The 17,738-nt window shown below is 67.6% G+C and carries 4 protein-coding genes; 2 read left to right on the top strand and 2 right to left on the bottom strand.

From position 1 onward, the window contains the following. Positions 1-67: 67 nt before the first annotated feature. The gene (locus ABD292_RS24910) at positions 68-2,485 is read right to left on the bottom strand and encodes a hypothetical protein (protein WP_344211184.1); all 2,418 of its coding nucleotides are present in this window, start codon (positions 2,483-2,485) and stop codon (positions 68-70) included. Then, positions 2,482-8,772 carry a DEAD/DEAH box helicase gene (locus ABD292_RS24905; protein WP_344211182.1) on the bottom strand — a complete coding sequence of 2,097 codons (6,291 nt, stop codon included), beginning with the start codon at positions 8,770-8,772 and terminating at the stop codon, positions 2,482-2,484. The genes ABD292_RS24910 and ABD292_RS24905 overlap by 4 nt, the downstream gene beginning before the upstream one ends. Before the next feature lie 797 nt (positions 8,773-9,569). Between ABD292_RS24905 and ABD292_RS24900 the strand changes: the two genes are divergently transcribed. Next, a complete protein-coding gene (locus ABD292_RS24900; protein WP_344211180.1) occupies positions 9,570-9,761 on the top strand; it encodes a hypothetical protein in 192 nt (63 codons plus the stop codon). A 1,233-nt stretch (positions 9,762-10,994) separates the two neighbouring features. Next, complete coding sequence (locus ABD292_RS24895) at positions 10,995-17,615, top strand: RHS repeat-associated core domain-containing protein (RefSeq protein WP_344211178.1); 6,621 nt, start codon at positions 10,995-10,997, stop codon at positions 17,613-17,615. Positions 17,616-17,738: the final 123 nt, after the last annotated feature.

Here is a 17,738-nt window from a genome sequence, read left to right as displayed (position 1 = left end):
GAGAGGGCCAGAACGCAGGTCTTGCAGGTGTCGCGCTGAGCTTCGAGAGGGAAGTCAGCGTTGATGATCATGAAGTGCCGCGGGAGTGCGGCCGGATGTACGTGTAGCCTTCGGGAAGTTCGGCGGGGCCGAAGAGACGAAACCGGGCGCGATCCTCGCGATACGCCTGCCGGGCCTCCTCGCTAGCCGTCCAGCCAATGTTTCCTATCCGACGCAGATGCCCGGCGACCGCATGAGTCCGCACGAATCGTGCTTCGAGTGTGCCGGATCGACGCGGTGCTATGGGGTGTGGAGCGCCTTCGACCGGACGGGGCTCATAGACAATGAGCGGCACGGTCGGTGCGCAAGGTACGGGAGGAAAGCACAACCGCCCGTTCGTGTCGACGCTACCGATATCGCTGCGCAACTCGCCGGTTGAGATCAGTTCCTCGACAGCAGCGTCAAGTTCGGCAGCCTCGTTGCCCTCGGCGATGCCGTACACAGCCGCTGACAGGTGGGCGCGCGCGAGCACTGCGACTCCGCTTGGATCGAGCAGACCGAGACGTCGCACCGCGCGCAGCACGCGCTGCGGCAGCGGCAACGGTCGGGTGGCAGGCCGGCACTCGCTCTTCCTGACGCGGCGCGGCTGCCCGGGGGCGGCGTCGCGGGTAAGGATTCGTGGGTCATAGCGGTGCTCGATGTCTATCCCGTCGACAGTGACAGGGCAGTCGAGCAGCGTGGTCGTCGCGCGGACCACGCTGGCTCCACGCGCCCAAGTACAGGTGAGCGCGATGCCGGCAAAGAACTGCAGCGGCCATTCAATGCCCGTGATCTGCGTATTCGCAAAGAGATCCGCTTCGGCGGTTTGGGTGGCTTCGTCCGGGTCGAGGTCGTATCCGTCGTGGGTGAGCATCAGCCGCAGCCGCACGCCGCTTAACCCGGCGTCGCGCATCTGGGTGCATATGACGTCCGGCAGCGGCATGCGGCCTTCGAGCAGATGGGTCAGCCGCAGCGCCTGCGTCCACGACACTTGGCTGTCGGCGACCGTGAGCTCGCCGAGACCGCCAGCATCCTCCGGTTCAGGCTGTGACATCAGTACCGGCTCCGAGGCAGTCTCCGGCTGCGGGGTACTCGGCGAGAGAACTGGTTCGGAGTCGGAGCGGGGAGCGATGTCAGCTGCGCCGTTGGCCACATCACTGCGCAGCTCGTGCGGCAGACTCGACAACCACCCAAGGCCCAAGGGCTCAGTTGCGTCGATATGGACGTATGTGCTGTCGGGGTACTCGGCACGCCACACGCCACCGCCCTGCCAAGGGTCGTCGAGGCGCAGATGCACCTTTCCGGGCAGCAATCCCGTCGACTCATCCGTCTCACGACGAGCGTAGTCACCTATGACAGCGTTGGCATGGCATACCGCGAGCGCATAGTCGACGCCAATCAGGTGTGTGGTGCCATCGCGCACGCTCCGCAGCCGAGGCCCGACTGCAGTGTACGTAACCTTCCGGTTCGGAGCCCACCTGCTTCGGCGCGATGGCACAGCGCTTCGCGCCAGCTGCACAGCGAGACTGCCGAGGTCGCCCCCACCAAGTGGTCCGGGGTCGCCGAGCCGAGTCTTCAACGACTCCCGTGTGAACGCGTACCCGCGCCACATCCGCAGATCCGGAAGGCTCGCAAGCGCGTTGGCAACGGTGGCGAGCATTCCGGCCAGTGCGGCGGCGAGCTGGTCCTCACTGGCGTCGTCGGCCAGCACGGTCGTCAGCGGCAGTGGTGCGGCAGCACTGCGCAGCTGGTCGCGTCCTCGTGTGAGCAGGTACTGCGCGTAGAAGGCCGTATCGTCTAGGTTGGCGTCGCGTCGGGTCGCGTACCGCGCATCAAGTAGCACGTGTCCAGACGCATCCAACCACCGGCCACGTTGGCGCAACCTATCGAGGTGAGCCAGCGTCGCGGAGAACCCCTGTCCGAATGCATCGGCATCGATGACGAGACGTTCACGTAGCACCGGCTCGTCCGGCAGCTCGTCGGCGATGCCACCCTCGGTTGCGCCAGCAGGCGCGCCACTGAGCCATCCTGGCAACGCGTCGTCAGTTTCTAACGCCGGATGCGCGCCCTCTTTGTAGACGACCTCTGCGAACAGCGGCTGGCTTCCGGTAGCGATATTGACCATAGCGCCGACCGGCAGCGCCTCGGTCGTCTCCCCAAACCGCACCTGTGGAAACGCGAACAGATCCAACGGGCCACCGACATAGCCACCGGTGATCACGTCATAGCCGAAGTACACCGCGTTGAACGCCACGTTGACGTGGACCGGCGCGCGGCGGGCGGCAACGAGCGCGGACAGGTATTGAACCAACCGTGCACGGTCTCGCGGCGCCGTGGCGTCCCAGCCCAGCGCCATCATCGGCGTCAGGAGCGGCTCCTCCTCGAACGGGCGCCACAGCGTCCCGGCCACGGCCGTTCGAGGGGGAGTCGCTGAGGGCTGGACGCGACGGTCGCCCAGGTCGGTCATGGCACGTCTCCTGTTCTCGCAGTCACAGGGTCCTTCGCTGCCGCGGCGGCAGCAGCGGGGGTACGCTGCCGGGCCTCACGGCGTACGTGGCCGGTCTCGCGCCACCGTGAGCCAGCGGGCACGACCCGTCCCGCGGCTTGTAACCGGGCCAGCGAGTCCTCTACATCGGCCAGTCGCACGGCCGGGTTCACGCCGAAGTACCGGCTGTTGACCAGCCCGGCCCGCAACCGCATACGGCGCCGGGTGCGCGGCGAGAAGTACGTGTCCTCCCCGCGTAGCGCGCGCAGCACGTCGCGGGCGTGGACGCCGTGGAACACTTCCCATACCAGGCGAAAGACCTGTTCATCGAGCCGCAGCCGTCGATGCGTGGCGTCAACGCGTGCGCCGGCAGGCCGTGGCCGAGGCGTCTCGAGCGCGACCGCGACGGCTGGCTTGCTCTCACCTACGGGCCACATTGGCGTGTTCCAGCATGCCGAGCACCGGTTCGCCGCCGTGGAACAGCAACCGGTGGGCAGATCGGCGACACCGAAGTAGTCGGCGAGCTTGCGGTTGGCGCAGGTGGTCGAGTCAGCGAAGAAGTCACGCAGGAGCCGGATCTCCTCAGCGGCCCGGGCAACCTTGCCAGTTATGGTCGACAAGAACCGCCGCGGCAGCGTACTCGTGTGCACGGCGATACCGGTGACCAGCCTTCGGCTAGGCGCAGCCGACACATCGAGCAGTCCCCGGTCGTGCAGGTCGGCCAGCAACTGCCAGGTGCCGGCCGCGTCGTCCGCGACGGTGCGATACTGCGGCACTGTCGCGGCCAGGTACTGATCCAACTGCGCGACGTCGAGGCGGTTCCGGCGCAGCGCCCCCGCCGTGCCGGAGCGGACTGGCAGGGCGAGCACCGCCGTAACAACACGGTCTTCCACGTCGCGGTCGGTACCAGTGACGAGGAGCTCGCCGGGCTTGACCGCGCTGTACGGCGGGAAGTCGCCGAGATCGGTGACCGCCCCGAGACTGGCGAGCGCGGTGAAGGCGCGCACTACTCCTGCCGTGTAGCTGTCAGTCGTGCGGGGCTTGCGCACTTCGTCCTCGGTGAGCCGCCCGGCGGCGAGGTCCTCACCGATGAGTGCGTCGGCGATGCCAGCCGGGTCCAGGACCCTTCGGCACTCCAGCACGGACCGTCCCATCCGCTCCAGGAGCGCTGAGGGCAGGTCGCTGCCCGTCATGAACGCGATGGTATGCAAGCCGCGGCCGGTCAGCAGGGTCAGCCCGACGTTCGCCGGCCGCCCGGCATCGCCGCCTGGTCCGCTGGAGGCGGGTCTACTGTCTTGCGCACCACCGCTTAGCTCGCTGCCGGTGGCGGCAGCTACGTTGAAAGAGAGAGTCGCGCTTGCGGCTGTGTCGGGCATATCAGCCCCAATGGCGGCCTTCCCTGCTGCGTCACGACCTGTTCGGCCGATTTGCTGGTACAGCGCGGCAAGGTCCGTCGGCGCGCTGACGCAGAAGACCGTCCGCACATCGGGACGGTTGACACCCAGCCCGAACGCCGACGTGGCGACGATGACCAGCGGAGCGAACCCCTCCTCGCCCTTGCGTGGCGCTTCCCGGAACTCCGTCATGACCGCCGACTTCTCCGCCTCGGTGAGTCGGCCGTGGAACCTCCGTACTCGCACGCCACCTTCGCCGAGGTAGTCGCGGAGATGCGCGTGGAGCGCGACGACCTCCTTTACCGTGAGGCAGTAGAAGATGGCGTGGTCGGTGATGGCGTCGAGGATCTCCTCCGCCAGGCCAGCGCTGATGGAGGGGCCGGCCGCTTTAATCGTGCGCCGGAAGATCGCCAGTTCGGGCCGGATCGGGTTCTCCCGCACGGTCAGCAACGTCCCTGTGGCGGCCTCGGCGGCTTCGCCAGCTGGCCCTCCTGATGCTTCGGCGGGCAGACCGAAGACACCTTCGCGTAGCCCGGCGTACACGGTGCGGTTCGCCGTCGCAGTCAGCGCGGTCACAGGCAAGCCGTGGTCGCGCCGGAGCTCGGCGAGGAAGTGCTCCACCCGGCTCATGGACGGCCGGAAGTCGTCCCACTGCACGAACGTATGTGCCTCGTCGAGCGCAATGCGGGTAACGGTGCCGGTTTCAACTGCGGTGCGAACAATCTCCCGGAACCTGCGTTGACACAGTCGTTCAGGCGAGATGTACACGATGCGAATACCGTGGTCGGCGCGGCCAAGGAGCTGATCTGCAACCTCGGTCTTGCCTGCCCGGCTGCTTGATTCCCGCAGTGGCGCGATAAGCGCGCGGACCGCGCCGCCGATGCTCCGATTGAGCTCGAGCGCCTGATCATGCATGAGCGCGACCAGTGGAGAGACTACGAGCGTCACGCCGGGCAGCACCAGCGCCGGCAACTGGAAACAGAAGCTCTTGCCGAAACCGGTCGGGAGCAGCCCAAGGACATTCGCCCCGCCAGCGACCGCGCGGATGACCGCCTCCTGCGACGGCTTGAGCACGGCCGGCTCGTCGGACAGGCGCAACAGCCCGCCGACGACGGCGGCCCGGGCGAGCACCTCGTCGCCGAGGGTACCCTTAGCGCGATACCGCGCGACCTGGGCGGCGGTGAGCGCCAGCTCCCGGATGCGCCTGGTCTGTGGCAGCAGCGTGTGCTCCTCAAGCGCTTCTGGCGTCGACAGCTGTGCGGCGCGTTCGGCGCTGAGCAGACCGTGCTCGACGAAGAACTTCCAGATGCGCGCCCACCCTTCAGTCATCGGCACTACGTTGCCGCCGCCGCGCTCGCCGGTGACTGGGTCGTCACGCAGCAGCCCCTCCTCGAGGGAGCCGAGGAACGCCTTTCGGTACGCGCGCCGCAGCGCGGTGTGCCCGGCGAGTTTGCGGTCGCTGATGATGACGACCCCGTGATGCCGCTCAGACCGGATGAGCCGTCCGACGGCCTGTTTCAGCTGCAGCGCCGCCAGCGGCAGGTAGTAGTGCTCGGTGGCGACCGCCTCCGGGTCGTCGGCGTGCGCGGCCTCGGCCCGCATCGTGATCGCGGCGCGGCGGGCTTCAACGACCGGCGCAGCGAACGGCGCAAACGGCAACTTGTTGATCCATACCAGCCGGAGTCGTTGCTCGTCGGAGACGTCGACGCCCTGCCACAGGCCCTTAGTTCCTACGAGGATCCCGCCGCCGTGCTCGGCGTCGGTGAACTGCCGTACGCCACGAGGATTTCCAAGCACGAGAGCGGACAGCACAGGGGTCTCGTCGCTGCTGGCTCGCAACAAGGTGGCCAGGTAGTCCGCGATGCCACCGGCGGTCGAGCGGGCGGTGGTGAGTACCAGTGCGCCCCCATCATGCCCGCCGCGAGTGCCGGGCAACGCGTCGTCGGGCACATCGACCGGCGTGACGATCTCCCGGGTGTAGCCGGTGAGCTGGTGCGCGACGGTCCGCATTGCGCCTTCGGCCTGCTCAGCCCAGGACGGGAAGTCAGAGAAGCATACGAGTTCGGTCTGCCGCTCGTAGTCGAACGGTGTCGGCAGATGGAGCGTCGCAATGCTGGTCGGCAGGCCGAGGCGATCGCGGATGAACTGCCACCGTCCTGACACCCGCAGCGTCGCGGACACGTAGTAGGTGCGCGGGAACGTCGCGAGGAATTGCCGCCAGACGCCATCGGCGGCCAGCTCGATCGGGCTGGTCACCACGCGGAACCGATAGGAGCGCAGGCCAGCGCGTAGCGCCTCGAGCTCCTCGGCATACACAACCCGGTTCGACGTGCCCGGCGGCAGCGGCCCGAGCCGCACCTCCGCAATGCCCGCGCCGTCGTCCGTCTCGTCACCCGTAGCGTCGGTGGCAGCCAGATTGTCGAGCTCGTCCTCACCGTCCGAGTCCTCGCTGGCCTCGTCCTCGGCTGCGTCGTCCTCAGTCTCCTCGTTGCTCCCCGCCGTCGCGCTGGCCGCTGGAGGCTGGCCGAGAATGCCGTCGGCATCGGCGACGATCGTCCGGCTGGCCTCCTTGACCTGCGCACATCTAGTCAGCAGGCCCCGAATGCGCTCCGTCTCGAAGAAGTCCATGCTTGCTGCATGCGCGTCCAAGTACGCCGCCAGGGCCCCGGTCAGAGCCTCGCACTGCCCAGCCAAGCGCAGCAGCAGTGCGGTCAGCGTGCGGACCTGCCCCACGCCTGCGCTGCCGGCGTACGTGCTGGCCAACGTGACGGTACGCGATCCGACTGCGACGCCAGCCCCGGTGCCGCGAGCGTCGAACACCTGCCCGGCCACGCGCGGCAGCTGCTCATGATCGAGCAGCAGGCCGAGGTTACTGACGGCTTCCCGCACCGCGTCACGTGCGGCGCTTCGGCGGGCGGTGTCGGTCCAGGCGGCCAGCTCGCTGAACAGGTCCTCGACCGTGCGGTAGTCCACCGTCGTCGTCAGCGCCGAGGTCGCCGCGTCTTCTAGCTGGTGCGCCTCATCGACGATGAGCAGTGTTTCGGGTCCGAGAGTGCTGAGATCGTCGAGGTGGGCGAGTAGAAGCGCGTGGTTGGCTAGCAAGAGACGGTGTGCCGCGAGCGCTTCCCGGACAACGTCGGTGTGCGCGGCCATAGGCGTGCCCGCCCCAGCCGGATACTCCCCGTTACTGGCCTGGCTCAGCGACTCTAGCCACACCGGCAGCGCCGGACCAGCGTACCGGGCGAAGAATGCCGGCACGTCGACCGAGTCGACCGAGTGCGCCGTCCACGAACTGAGCACGTCCGTGGACGCCAGCAACCGCAAGGTCAAGTAGACGACGAGCTCCCGGAACGCCGGTCGCGTCAGGAATCGGTTGCGTGCTCCGGGCCGCGCCGCGCGGGAGGTGTCGAGCGTCGTCGCGTCCGACAGCACCACATTGAGCGCGCGCAGCGACAGTCGATTGCTCTGACCTTTGACCACGTCACTGACTTCGATCAAACCAGGCATGACCCTGTCGAGTCTTGCCACGTCCGCAGCCAGCTGGGCCTGGAGCTGCTTTGTGAAAGTCGTGACAATTGCCGTCCTCTGCGGCCCGCCGGCCAGCCAGTCCAGCGCCGCGGCCAGGATGGCGAAGCTCTTGCCCGTACCGGTGGGCGCCTCCACTAGCGCAGGGACCCCCGCGTCCGCCCAGCCGTGCAGTGCCGTCGTCATCCGTTCCTGCGCAGGCCGGCGTTTGGCGGCCGCACCATGTGAGACCGACGCCAGCAGTACTGGGTCAACTCGTCCGTCCGCACCGCGCAGAGACACGTCGACCGTGATCGGGCTACGACCAGCCGCGGCGGTCGGTGGTGTGCCCGCTGGTGCCCGACGCGGCCGGTGTGCGTCCAAATGTGCGCCGAGAACTGCGGCCACATCGGCGACACTGTGCGCGCGGGCCTTGCCGAGTAGTTGCCCGGATACGCCGCCACACGTCGCTGCGGCGAGGTGTCGCACCAGCGTCCACGCCGCCGAGTCGGCGCACACCGACGCGATCACGTCGGCGAGGCCGGCGGGCCACGCAGCGACCTGTTCGCCGGCCCGCGTCAGCAATCGCACCAGCAGTTCGGCGTCGTCTCCAGCGTCGTGCCAGTCCAGTTCGGAACGGTCCACGCCGAGGGCGTCGGCGAGCTCGCCGAGGCGGTGGCTAGTAGCCATCGGCCATATGGCGAGCGTCAGGTAGTACGCGTCAACCGAAGTCGGCGCCAGCATAGGCAGGCCCTCGCGCTCGTAAGCCGTCGCCAGTAGCGGGAAGTCGGCCTCAGTGCCGTTATAGGTGACGACCATGTCGGCGTCTTCGGTGAACGCGTGCAACTCCAAGAGCGCTTTCGCCTGTGTGACGGCCGCGGTTGCGTGACGTTCACGCAGCGACGTCGAACGGATCTCCCACGTCTCGTCGGGTAGCTCCACGAACCAGTCGCGTCGCGGTTCAGCAGCGATCCAGGCGGCGTCGGCACCCAACCGTACCGCTCCAATTTGGAAGATTCGCCTGTCAATGAACGGCTCGCTGGCCGTCGTCCGGACGACGGTCTCCAGGTCGAGGGCGATTGCCCGCAGAGGTCGGCGGGACGCCTGCCCGGCCTCCCGCGTCGCATCGGGCTCGTCCTCTCCGCTACCGGGTACCGTCAGCCGACCGGCGGACTCGAACAAAGCTCCGGCCGCGATAGCACGCGCGACCAGGTTGGCAACGCGTCGCGGATGCAGCCCAGTAAACCGCCCCTGAGCAACCATTGTCAGCTCAGCTAGCGTCACGCCGTTTGGATGCTCGGCGACAAGGTCGACGAGTCGACGTGCTGCCTCGGGGAGCGCCTTATCTGCTTTTTCGCTCGCTTCCGCCACCCGTGTTGCCCTTCCCATTCATATTTCGCACTTATGACAAGTTCGACGTTTGCAGCTCGTGGCTACCTTGGCTGCGCATCCCAGGACGTCACGCTGGTCAAGGGGGTATGGAACGACCGGCGAGCCGAAAACCTGGAAACACGATGGTCGGGTCCGTCATAGCTGTGCCGAGGCCGGTGGCAGCGAGGGTACGGCATATGAAGGGCTTCCGGCACAGCTGGTGACATAAGGTTGCACATTACGCTTCGTGAGGGTGGAGCGCCACACTTCGAATCAGTTAGAACTCTCCTTCGCATGCTGGGCCGGCCCTCGTCGGCAGTCTGGCGTTATCGGTCATTTCGATGCAATCCGTCGATGCACTAGCATGACCAGTACCATCGGATCAAAAAGGACTTAGGGGATAGAAGGTACTAAAAGCCTCGGGTCTTCCGGTTGATTAGCGAGGTCCTGTCCATCGTCTCCATTGGCGGAACCGCGATGCCGATCCATACGGTTTGAAGAGAAGTGTGGGCGGTCGCGCTCATCAAGTCGGCCCACGTGGCTTGTGTACCGGCCCGGCGTTCGTGCACGTTGTCGCGTACCGCGGGCCCCCGGCACCTCCGTGACGACGGCCGTTGGCGCGGAGGTGCGGATGGTGGCGGCGATGAGCCCCCGGCGTGAGCGGTGGCGTCGAGTGTCTTCCTTACGGGCCTCGAGGAGCGGCTTGGCGAAGTACTCGACCGCCAGGTGAAAGCGTCCCAGCATGCGGTCTCCCGGCGGTGATGTGGAACGTGACAAGAGATAAGACGCACGATTCCATGATCGAGTTGTGGGCAGCGCTTGTTGATCGCCACGATCATCAACTGGTCAGCCTGGGGAAAGCCGCATTCCACGTGGTCAGCCGCGCGCCAGGCCCCGTCACGCATCGATGTGAGACGGTGCGCCGCCTGCTTGGGCAGTATTGCGGTGGCGCCGGTGCGAACGGCTATTTCGCTACCTCGGGCGCCTAGGACTGGGATGTGCGCCACGTCACCCTGCAGGAAGCGATCGACGTCGAACGTATCGCACCCGACTGGGTTGAGCAGCGGAAACGGCAGTGGGCACCGACTTTGCCTTGTACTCATACCGCGTCCTGGGCGCATTCCTCATCAATGGCGGTGGCCGGGGAAGAAGGTGTCCTTCAAGCTCGAATCGTCCGACTCGGGGTGGATGCCAGGTTGCGTTCACGGGAGTGGTGTACAGGCCGCCCTGCTGGCGGCATCACCCTGCTGGCTGAGCCCTGGCCCTCCAGTGGGGGAGGAGTCGGGGCGGTGGCCGCCCGGAGGGGACGGTCCGTGGCCAAGGCGTAGTCCAGGAGGATGCCGACGCCCTCAACGGCGATGGCCGGGTGGCGCTCCGGGTTGTACGCACGTATTTGGCACGATCAGCGGCTGCGTTGCCCGCGGGTCGAGGCGGTCGTAGTAGTTGTCGGCTGCGCGGATGACACGAAATTAGGGGCTGACCTGGGGGAATGCCTCCAAGATCATCCCGCACATGTCCCGTGATCATGGTCGTACGGCCGCATCCGGGCACCGTCGGCTGCCTATCTAGGTCTACAAAGCAAAAGATTTGCGGCTGTGAAACCGCAGGTCAGGGGCCTGAAATGGCGATCTGGGTGAGTGCCCCCGGCAGGATTCGAACCTGCGGCACCCGCTTTAGGAGAGCTCGAGCCATTCCGAGTCCGTCGTGTCCACTGATGGGCGTTATGTGGGTGCTGTCCGACCGCATTGGCGCCTCGACGATGACCTCTCGCTGTCCATCGCTCGACGGATGTTTTGCCTGTTCAAAGCGATACTTGCGGTTGGAATCCGAGAGGTGTTCCCGCTCTTCATGTGCGGTTCTCGTGACTTGGTTGGATGACTTGATGCCGCGTCGCGGACGGCGCAATTTCGGTGCAGGCGGCCCTGTCCCTCCACTGCGGGATGTCCCTCGACTATTATGGCTGACTCGATGTGTCAATATGACTCATGTCACACGCGCCCCTCGATCTGGTAGGGGCGGTTTCTGCAGGGCGTTTGACATGCGGCATGACTCGCTGTGAATCGCGAAAGCGGCATTCCGTAATGTTTCGAGCGGCCATCTGGACATTGACCATGCCGTGATCGTCGATCAGGATCCGGACTGCTCGTCTTTATCAACTCCTTATGGCGCAAATGCGGCCTCTTCTCGAGGCCTGCGTCAGCGTGCCCTGAAGAGGTGGCGACATGCGAGTCCGGCGGCGGTTACGGACGATGGTGCTGGCCATCGCGATGGCGATGGCCGTGGTGATCTCCGGCTTGGGAATCCCTGACAACCTCGTGGTTCCGGCGGCGGCGTCGGTGTCCGGGCCGGATCCCGAGACGTCGGTGGACGGCCGGCCGGTGACGAAGGCCAAGGTGGCCAAGGGGGCGGAGGAGTCCCAGCCGAAGGTCGAGCGTAAGGAGCCGGTCTGGCCGAGCCCGGGAACCGCCGAGGTGGATCCTGGCGAGAAGGCGGTCGCTGCGGGTGGGTTGCCGGTCCGGCTCTCCGAGGTCAAAGGCGCCGATGCCGGCACGGTGAAGGTGGAGACGCTGCCCGCCGACGCCGTACGCAGGCTCGGCGGCGTGGGGATCGCGGCCCGGCTGACGGCCGGTAAGGCGGGCAAGGTGCGGGCGGCGTTCTCGTACGCGAGCTTCCGCGACGCCTACGGCGGCAACTTCGCCACCCGTCTGCAGGTGTTACGGGTGCCGGCGTGCGCACTGACGACCCCGCGCCCGCGCGACTGCGTGGTCCGCCCGCAGCAGGTCAAGGCGCACAACGACGTCAAGACCGGCACGCTGACCGCCGACGTCGATGTCGACCCCGCCACCGGCAGGACGGCCCCGCTGACGCTGCCCAAGAGCCAGACGGGCAAGGACGCCACGTCCAACGCGGCGCAGGCGTTCACGTCCGGGTCGGTGTACGTGCTGGCGGCCGGCATGACGGGCCCGGACGGCAACTTCGGCGCCACCGACCTGAAGCCGTCCGGCACCTGGCAGGCCGGCACCTCGGGCGGCGGCTTCTCCTACGACTACCCGCTGCCGGAGGCGCCGTCGCCGGTGGGCAACGGGCCGAGCCTGTCGCTGCAGTACGACGCCTCCTCGGTGGACGGCGAGGGTCACTGGACCAACAACCAGTCCGGTGTGGTCGGCATCGGCTGGAACCTGTCGGCCGGGTTCATCGAACGCAAGTACCGCCGCTGCACGGCCTGGAACGAGTACGACCCCAACACCGCCGACCTGATCTGGTACGCCGACGAGAACGGCCCCTACGGCCCGGCCGTCTGCTGGGAGTCGCCCGACGAGCTGGCCACCGACGTCACCAAGGACTACACCCAGTCGGAGCTGGTGCTGAACCTGGCCGGCCGCTCGGCCTCGATCGTCAAGGACCGCACCAGCGGCCTGTGGAAGACGGTGCCGGACTTCGGCTGGAAGATCGAGCAGCTGACCGGCGGCGCCGACGGCCTGGAGTACTGGAAGGTCACCTCCAGCGACGGCCAGGTGCACCGCTTCGGCTACAACAAGGACGCCCAGTGGCAGTTGCAGTACATCGGCAACCAGCGCGCCGAGCCCTGCGCGGACCGGTACTTCAACGACATGATCCCCCCGACCTGCACCGGGGTGTGGCGGTGGAACCTGGACCAGTCGATCGACGCCAACGAGAACGTCATCGACTACGCCTACGAGCGCGAGACCAACTACTTCTGCATGCCCGGCTGTGACTACGAGACCTACAAGGTCCTGCCGTACGACCGGGGCGGGTTCCTCAAGCAGATCAGCTACGGCCACAACACCCAGGTCGCCGGCAGCACGCCGACCTCGCGGATGACGTTCACCACCTCCGACCGCGGCGGCCTGGACGTGCCGACCGACCTGACCTGCGGCCCGACCTGTGCCACCAACGACGCGGTCGCGTTCTACTCCACCCGCAAGCTCGACTCGATCCTCACCGAGTCCAAGAACCCCACCTCCGGGGTCTGGGAGCCGGACACCCGCACCGACTTCCGCTACCGCTGGATCTACACCCGTACCGACTTCGGCCCCGCCCACGACCCGGTGCTGTGGCTGGACAGCGTGCAGCAGACCGGCCTGGCCGGCACGAGCTCGCAGAAGCTGCCCCCGGTCAGCTTCGACGCGACGATGGTGGCGGGCCGGATGGACTACGACAACTGGTCGGACTGGACCGACTTCCTGTCCTGGCGCATGGTGCCCCGCGTCACGGGGATCGGCAACGGCATGGGCGGCCGGATCGAGGTCACCTACGGCCAGGCCGACCCGTGCGGCGGCGGCAAGGGCCGCGACGGCACCAACTACCTGTCCGACGCCACCGGCGACTGCTACCGCGTCGACTACGACGCCAACCCGGAGATCGGCTACGAGAGCTGGGGCCGCTTCTTCAAGCAACTGGCCATGAAGGTGACCGAACGCGACCTGGTCGCAGGCTCGCCCGACATGGTCACCAGCTACGACTACCTCGGCGCCCCGCGCTGGAGCAACCCGGTCGCCTTCGCCCAGCCCGACCTCGCTCCGGGCGGCAGCGACTGGCGCGGCTACAGCACCGTGCGCACCACCCGCGGCTCCGGCAGCGACCCCAACGGCTACACCGTCACCTCCGACACCTTCTACCGCGGCATCGACGGCGCCACCATCACCACCTTCGAAGGCACCACCGCCACCGACTCCCGCGCCCTGCAAGGCCAGCTCCTGCAGGAACAGACCTGGAAACTGACGGCCACCGAGCCGCGCGCCTACACCGAGGCCGAATCCACCCGGTACGAGTACCAGGTCGCCTCCACCGGCACCGGCCCCGGCGTCCTGGACCCGGCCTTCGTGCACCGCACCCGCGAACGCACCCGCGAGCTGGTCACCGGCGGCACCTGGCGCTGGAGCGACCAGCGCACCGCCTACAACAGCGACGGCCAGCCCACCACGGTCAACGACTACGGCGACACCGCCGTCAGCACCGACAACACCTGCACGAGCACCACCTACGCCCGCAACCCGGCCAACGGCATCACCAGCCTGCCCTCGGTGGTGGAGAAACGCTCCGGCGACAGCTGCACCTCAGGAACGCTGATCGGCAAGACCATCACCTTGTACGACGGCGGCACCGACCCGGCCACCAACACCCCCTCCGACGGCAACATCACCGAGACGCGCTCCTACGCCGGCGCCACGTCGATCTCGGTCACCAAGAACACCTTCGACGACTACGGCCGCCCGCTGACCGCCACCGACCCGATGGGCAAGGTCACCACCACGACCTACACCCCGGCCGTCGGCTGGCCCCACCAGGGCGCCAAGGTCACCAACCCTCTCGGCCACGCCGTCACCACGTTCACCTCGCATCGCAACGGCCTGCCCACGAAGGTCGTGGACGCCAACAACAAGACCACCGAGATCGACTACGACGCCCTCGGCCGGGCCGCCGCCCTGTGGGAGCCTGACCAGCCGAAGGCCAACGGCACGCCGACCGCGACCGTCGCCTACGACATCCCCTTCGACGGCAACCTCGGCCAGCCCACCGCCCCGGCCAGGACCACCATGCGCCGCCTGCTGCGCGGCACCACGTACCTCGCGACCTACAGCTATGACGACGGGTTCGGCCGGGTCCGGGAGGAGCAGGAGCCCTCGCCCGGTGGCGGGCGGATCGTCAAGGTCACGGCCTACGACGCGCGCGGCCTTCAGGCCATCACCTCGCAGCCCGTGCACAACAGCGCCGCGGCGGGCAGCGGCCTGGTCAACCCGGCCCCGACGTCGCTGCCGTCATGGACCAAGACCGTCTACGACAGCATGGAACGCCCGACCGCGGTCATCGACCACCGCCAGGCCACGGAGTACCGCCGCACCACCACCGCGTACCCGGGCCTGGACCGGGCCGAGGTGAGTCCGCCAGGTGGGGGCAAGACCGTCACCGTCTCCGACGTCTTCGGCCGCAAGCTCAAGACCGAGGAGTGGAAGGACGCCGCCACCCACTACGACACCACCTACACCTACAACGCCGCCGGCGCCCTCACGAGGATGACCGACGCGAACGGCAACGTCCGCACCTTCACCTCCGACTGGCTCGGCCGCCGCACCGCCGCCACCGACCCCGACGCGGGCAACTCGACCTACGGATACGACGCCGCAGGCCGCCAGGTGTGGAGCATTGACGGCAACGGCGCCAAGGTGTCCACCGTCTACGACGAACTCGGGCGCAAGACCAGCCAGTGGTCCGGCGAGCCGCAGACCGGCGTCAAGCTGATCGACTGGACCTACGACAGCGTCGCCAAGGGCTACCAGACCTCCGCCACCCGGTACGTCGGCCAGAACTCCTACACCGATGCCATCACCGCCTACGACACCGCGTACCGGCCGACCGCCACCAAACTGGTCATTCCCGCCGCCGAGGGCACGCTGGCCGGCGACTACGCCTTCACGTTCGCCTACGACGACGCGGGCAACCTCATCGAGCACGGGCTCCCGGGCAAGGGCGACCTGGCCGCGGAGAAGCTCACCCTGGCCTACACCGACCTGGGCCTGCCCAAGAGCCTGGCCTCCGACTACGGCGGCGGCACCACGTACGTCAAGGAGAGCACCTACTCGCTCACCGCCCGGCTGAACGAACGCAGCTACGGCGCCAGTGCCCAGGTCCGGCGCACGTTCACCTGGGACGAAGGAACCGGCTGGCTCAACAGGCTGACCACCACCTCCGGCTCCCAGCCGGTCCAGGACGACCAGTTCACCTACCACCCGAACGGCGAGATCAATCGCATCCTGGACGCGACGGCCGCCACCGCGACCAGCCCGGGCCAGTCGGAGTGCTTCGCGTATGACGGCCTGTCGCGGTTGAGCGCGGCGTACACCACCACGGCCGCCACGTGTGCCTCGGGCGCCGACACCATGGGCATCGACCCGTACAACCAGTCCTTCGCCTACGACGCCGTCGGCAACCTGACCAGCGTCACGAGCGGCGGCGCCACCGCCACCTACGGCTACCCGGCGGCGGGCGCCTCGGCGGTCCGCCCCAACGCGGTGACCGCCATCACCAGGCCGACCGGCACCGACACCTACGGCTACGACAACGCGGGACGCCTCGTCGCGCGCACCGTCGGCGGCAAGCAGGCCACCTTCACCTGGAACGCCCTGGGCCAGGTGGACAAGGCCGTCGTCGATGGCCAGGAAACGTCCATGATCTACGGCGCCGACGGCGAACGGCTGATCCGCCGCGACCCGGACGGCTCCTCCACGCTGTACCTCGGCTCCATGGAGGTCCGCGCCTCCGCGGCCGGGCTGAAGGCCACCCGCTATTACAGCGGCCCCGACGGCGCCGTGGTCGCCATGCGCACCGGGACCAGCCTGAAGTGGATGGCCTCCGGCTTGCACGGTTCCACCCAGCTCGCCATCGACGACACCACCGGCCAGGCCTCCCGCGAACGCTACCTCCCCTTCGGGCAGCGCCGAGGCGGCGACGACCTGCCCTTCACCGACCGCGGGTTCCTCGGCAAGACCGAGGACGCCTCCACCGACCTGACCTACCTGTCCGCCCGCTACTACGATCCGTCCACCGCCAAGTTCATCTCCACCGACCCCTTGCTCGACCTGTCCAAGCCCCAATGGGCCAATCCCTACTCCTACGCGGGCAACAATCCCGTCGGCGCCTCGGACCCGAGCGGGCTGAAGGTGATCGATGACGCGAAGCCGTCCGATCCGTGCGCCAAGCCCAAGAGCACCGCCTGCAAGTTCAAGCGGAAGAAGCAGGCCGACGCCGACGCCAGGTCCGCACAGACCGAGGTCGAGCGGCAGCTGCAGGCGCTTTTGAAGGCGGTCCTGGCCATCGCCAAGATCGCGGCCGACGAGCTCGGCATCACCGCCGGGATCAAGTGCTTCACCAGCGGCGACCTGGGCGCCTGCGGAGAGACCGCGCTCAACATCCTCGGCTCGCTCGCCGGTGGACTCGCCGGCAAGCTCGCCGCGAAATACGCCCTGCCCTGGAAATGGAAAAAGGCATACGAGCTCGGCAAGGCCATCTGGAAGCACGCGGGTGACGCCATCGCCGCGTTCAAGAACTGGCTGGCCGCCAAGGACAAACTGAAACTCGCCGAGAAGGCGCGGGAGAACGCGACCCGCATATTCTGCGCCGCCGCCAAGAACAGCTTCGCGCCCGGCACGAAAGTCGTGCTCGCGGACGGCACGAGCAAACCCATCGAAGAGATCCGGGTGGGCGACCGGGTACGCACCGGAGACCCGCGGTCGGGTGCGACCATCGCGAGCAGCGTCCTCGCGGTGATCACCGGCACCGGCGCCAAGAACCTGGTCGAGGTGACCGTCCAGACCGGCGGCTCCACCGCTGTGATCGTCGCCACCGCCGACCATCCCTTCTGGTCCGAGGACCTGCGTGGCTGGACCGCCGCGACACACCTCCGGGCCGGCTCCTGGCTGCGTACGGACGACGGTGGCACGGCCCACGTCCTCGCGCTCGCCAAGCGGACGGTCAACGACCAGCGTGTGTACAACCTGACCGTCGCGAACACCCACACCTACTTCGTCACGGCCGGCGACGAGGCCGTGCTCGTCCACAACGCCGACCGCCGCCCCGTGAAAATGGAGTTCCCCGAATGGGACCCCGGCGACGGCGACGACGACGACGGATACCGCACCCCCCGCAACAACCAGGCCCAGAACAAGGCGTTCAATGACGCGATCAAGGACGCCGAGCAGCAGATCGGCCGTTCACTCACGAAGGCGGAGCGCAGGCGAGTGCACGACGCGATAACCAAGAAGGGGTACGGCTACCACGAGATCGTGGACGAGGTCATCGGAATGTTCGGCGACGGCAACTGCTGACCACCGTCGAGACGCGATCCCATCCGCCCCACCGGGAGCCCATAGGATTGCCCATCCACAGTGCAGCGCCAGCACCAGAGCCGTTCGGAGGACCACCCTGTTTCCCGATCCGCCTCATCCTCA

This window comes from Nonomuraea bangladeshensis (genome assembly GCF_039529455.1).
Classification (GTDB): Bacteria; Actinomycetota; Actinomycetes; order Streptosporangiales; family Streptosporangiaceae; genus Nonomuraea; species Nonomuraea bangladeshensis.
Note: the sequence above shows the minus strand (reverse complement) of the source record. Positions and strands in the feature narration are given on the sequence as shown.

Bases quoted from the DNA above. Each gene is read 5' to 3' on its own strand.
- ABD292_RS24910 (WP_344211184.1), bottom strand. From the start codon at position 2,485: ATGACCGACCTGGGCGACCGTCGCGTCCAGCCCTCAGCGACTCCCCCT.
- ABD292_RS24900 (WP_344211180.1), top strand. From the start codon at position 9,570: ATGATCGAGTTGTGGGCAGCGCTTGTTGATCGCCACGATCATCAACTG.
- ABD292_RS24895 (WP_344211178.1), top strand. From the start codon at position 10,995: ATGCGAGTCCGGCGGCGGTTACGGACGATGGTGCTGGCCATCGCGATG.